This window comes from Archangium sp. (assembly GCF_036389735.1).
In the GTDB taxonomy this organism is placed as follows: Bacteria; Myxococcota; Myxococcia; order Myxococcales; family Myxococcaceae; genus Archangium.
Genome location: NZ_DASVWK010001005.1, coordinates 1 through 3332, shown reverse-complemented (window position 1 = coordinate 3332; position 3332 = coordinate 1). Strand labels below are relative to the sequence as shown.

The following is a 3332-nucleotide window of genomic DNA, read 5'->3' as shown; positions in this document are numbered from 1 at the left end:
TACAGCTCGGCGAGCTTGATCTTCGACGCCACGTTCTCGGGGTCGAGATCCACCATCTTCTTGAGCGTATCCAGGGAGTTCTTGACGTCGCCGGCCTTCTCGTAGTGGTTGGCGACGATCTGGAAATACGCCATGGCCTCGGACATCAGTCCGAGCTGCTGATGGAGCTCCGCCAGCTTGAGGTTGACCTCGAGCAGGTTGGGGTTGAGCTTGAGGACCTGCTTGTAGAGCGCGACGGCCTTGAGGAAGAAGCCGTCGGTCGAGTAGCCCTCGGCGACCTTGGTGAAGTAGTGGGCCGCCTGAACGTTGTCGTTCTTCTTCTGGTACAGCTCGCCCATCTTCTGGAGGACGCGGCCGTCCTTGGCGTCGACCTCCAGGATCTTCTGGTACTCCTTGATGGCCTTGTCGTAGGCGCCCTTCGCGACGAGCTTGGCGGCGGCTTCGATGATCTTGTTCTTGTCCATCGAGCGTGGGCTTCCTGCCGAGCGAAACCCCTGGAAAGTCTGGGGTTTCTGCTTCCTTCAAGGAGACAACGAGGGAGAGCGGAGGCTAGCGGAATCCTCCCTCGCGGGTCAAGGAATCCACCTCGCGCCACCCCCAGCAGGATCAGGGGGTTGCGCGGGGAGCAGGCGAGCAAGTTTCAGGGAGTCTCTTCGATGGCCTTGCGGAGACGATGGGAGCCCGTCTCGGACGCCAGCAGTCGCTCCACGAAGCGGGTGTCGTAGTTGCCCTCCTGGAAGGCATCCTCCGCCATGGCCGCCCGGTGGAAGGGAATGTTGGTGCGGATGCCCTGCACCACGTACTCGCCCAGCGCCCGCTGCATGCGGCGGATGGCCGTGGGCCGATCCTCCGCGTAGACGATCAGCTTGGCCAGCAGGCTGTCGTAGTACGGCAGCACCGTGTAGTTCTCGTACGCACTGGAGTCCACACGCACGCCATAGCCGCCGGGCACGCTGTAGGCGGTGATCTTCCCCGGCCAGGGGGCGAAGGTGATGGGGTCCTCGGCGTTGACGCGGCACTCGATGGCGTGGCCGCGCATCTGGATGTCTTCCTGCTTGCGCTTGAGCGGCTCGCCCGAGGAGAGCGTGATCTGCTCGCGGACCAGGTCGATGCCGGTGACGAGCTCGGTCACCGGGTGCTCCACCTGGATGCGGGTGTTCATCTCCATGAAGTAGAACCGCCCGTTCTCGTCGAGCAGGTACTCGATGGTGCCCACGTTGTTGTAGCCGAGCTTCTCCATCGCGCGGACGGAGACCTCGCCCATCTGCCGGCGCAGCTCCGGGGTGAGCGCCGGCGAGGGGCTCTCCTCGATGAGCTTCTGGTGGCGCCGCTGCACCGAGCACTCGCGCTCACCCAGGTGGATGATGTGCCCGTGCTCGTCGGCCACGATTTGAATCTCGATGTGGCGCGGCTTCTCCACGTACCGCTCGATGTAGAGATCGCCGTTGTTGAAGGAGGCCACCGCCTCCGCGGCCGCCGTGGAGAAGGCCTGTGCCAGCGCCCCCGGCTCACGGACGATCTTCATGCCCTTGCCGCCACCACCCGCCGCCGCCTTGAGGATGACCGGGAAGCCGATCTCCCGGGCGAAGGCCTCGGCCTCCTTGGCGTCCTTCACCGTGCCGGTGCTGCCGGGCAGCAGGGGCAGGCCCGCCTCGCGCGCCGCGTTGCGCGCCCGGACCTTGTTGCCCATCAGCGAGATCATCTCCGGCCGGGGGCCGATGAAGTGGATCTTGCAGTCCCGGCACACCTTGGCGAACTCGGAGTTCTCCGAGAGGAAGCCGTAGCCGGGATGGATGGCGTCCGCCCGGGTGATCTCCGCGGCGGACAGCAGCTGCGGGATGTTGAGGTAGCTCTCCTTCGACGTCGGCGGACCGATGCACACCGACTCATCGGCGAACCGCACGTGCAAAGCATTGGCGTCCGCCGTGGAGTGCACCGCCACCGTGGCGATGCCCAGCTCGCGGCAGGCGCGGATGACTCGCAGGGCAATCTCCCCGCGGTTGGCGATCAGCACCTTCTTGAACACGATGTCGTGCCTCCGCGGGGCGTGCGTCGCCCGCTATGTCAGACCGGCTCGATGCGGAAGAGCGTCTGGCCGAACTCGACCGGCTGCCCGTTCTCCACGAGGATCTCCGCCACGCGACCCGGCACGTCGGCTTCGATCTCGTTCATCAGCTTCATGGCCTCGATGATGCAGAGCACCTGGCCCTTCTTCACCACCGTGCCCACGTCCACGAACGAGGGCTGGTCCGGAGCGGGCGTCCGGTAGAACGTCCCGACGAACGGGCTGGTGACGGCATGGCCAGGCTTCTCGGCAGCCGGGGCCGCCGAGGCGGCAGCCGCGGCCGGAGCCGCCATGGAGGGAGCGGCGGCCATCGGCGCGGCCATCACCGACGCGGGGCTCACCGAGGGTGACACCGGCGCCGCGTGGACGATGGTGGGCATGGGCGCGGGGCCGCGGCGGATGAACAGCCGCTCCTCACCGCGCTGCCACACCAGCCGCGTCACCTCGGACGCCTCGAGGATCTCCACGATCTGCCGGAGCGCCTCCACGTCCAGGGAGGTGGTGTTGCCCTCCACGCGAACGCCACCAGACTGCGCGGCGGGCGCGGACTCCGTTCGGATTGCCTTGCGCTTGGTTGCCAATTCCGTCCCCTCCCTGAACCGCGTGGGCGCTCAGCCCGCGGTGGCCACGCGCGTGAGGTACTTGCCGTCGCGCGTGTCGATCTTGAGGATGTCACCCTCGTTGATGAAGAGCGGCACGTTGACGGAGTAGCCCGTCTCGAGCTGGGCCGGCTTGAGCGCACCAGACACCGTGTCGCCACGCACGCCCGGATCGCACTTGGTGACCTTGAGGTCCACCGAGTTGGGCAGCGTCACCCCAATGGCCTTGCCGTTGTAGAACAGGATGGACGCGTTGATGTTCTCCTTCAGGAAGTTCTTCGCCTCTCCGAGCACGTCGGCGCTGATGAACGTCTGCTCGTAGTTGCGGGTGTCCATGAAGTAGAAGTCGCCGCCCTGCACGTACAGGTACTGCATGTCCTTCTCTTCGATGTCCGGCTTGCCAACCTTGTCACCGGACTTGAAGGTGGGCTGAAGCACGCGGCCCGACAGCAGGCTGCGGATGGACGTGCGCACGAAGGCCGAGCCCTTGCCGGGCTTGACGTGCTGGAACTCGACGATCTCGAACGGCTCGCCGTCGACTTCGATCTTCATGCCCTTGCGGAACTCGGACGTATCAATCACACCGGCCATGACAGGCTCCTTCGGACAGCTTGAAAAAGTCCGGGGTGTCTAGCCGATGGGGCCGCGCGTTGCAAAGCGTAAAGGCG

Annotated in this window: 4 protein-coding genes; all 4 read right to left on the bottom strand. The window is 65.7% G+C overall.

Annotated elements, in window-relative coordinates; all coding sequences use genetic code 11:
* A partial coding sequence (locus VF794_RS35875; RefSeq protein ID WP_331117624.1) for a tetratricopeptide repeat protein occupies positions 1-464 on the bottom strand: 464 nt, incomplete at its 3' end.
* Between the two features lie 176 nt (positions 465-640).
* A complete protein-coding gene (gene accC, locus VF794_RS35870; RefSeq protein WP_331117623.1) occupies positions 641-2026 on the bottom strand; it encodes an acetyl-CoA carboxylase biotin carboxylase subunit in 1386 nt (461 codons plus the stop codon).
* A 38-nt stretch (positions 2027-2064) separates the two neighbouring features.
* The gene (gene accB, locus VF794_RS35865; RefSeq protein WP_331117622.1) at positions 2065-2646 is read right to left on the bottom strand and encodes an acetyl-CoA carboxylase biotin carboxyl carrier protein; all 582 of its coding nucleotides are present in this window, start codon (positions 2644-2646) and stop codon (positions 2065-2067) included.
* Between the two features lie 30 nt (positions 2647-2676).
* Positions 2677-3255 carry an elongation factor P gene (gene efp, locus VF794_RS35860; RefSeq protein ID WP_331117621.1) on the bottom strand — a complete coding sequence of 193 codons (579 nt, stop codon included), beginning with the start codon at positions 3253-3255 and terminating at the stop codon, positions 2677-2679.
* Positions 3256-3332: the final 77 nt, after the last annotated feature.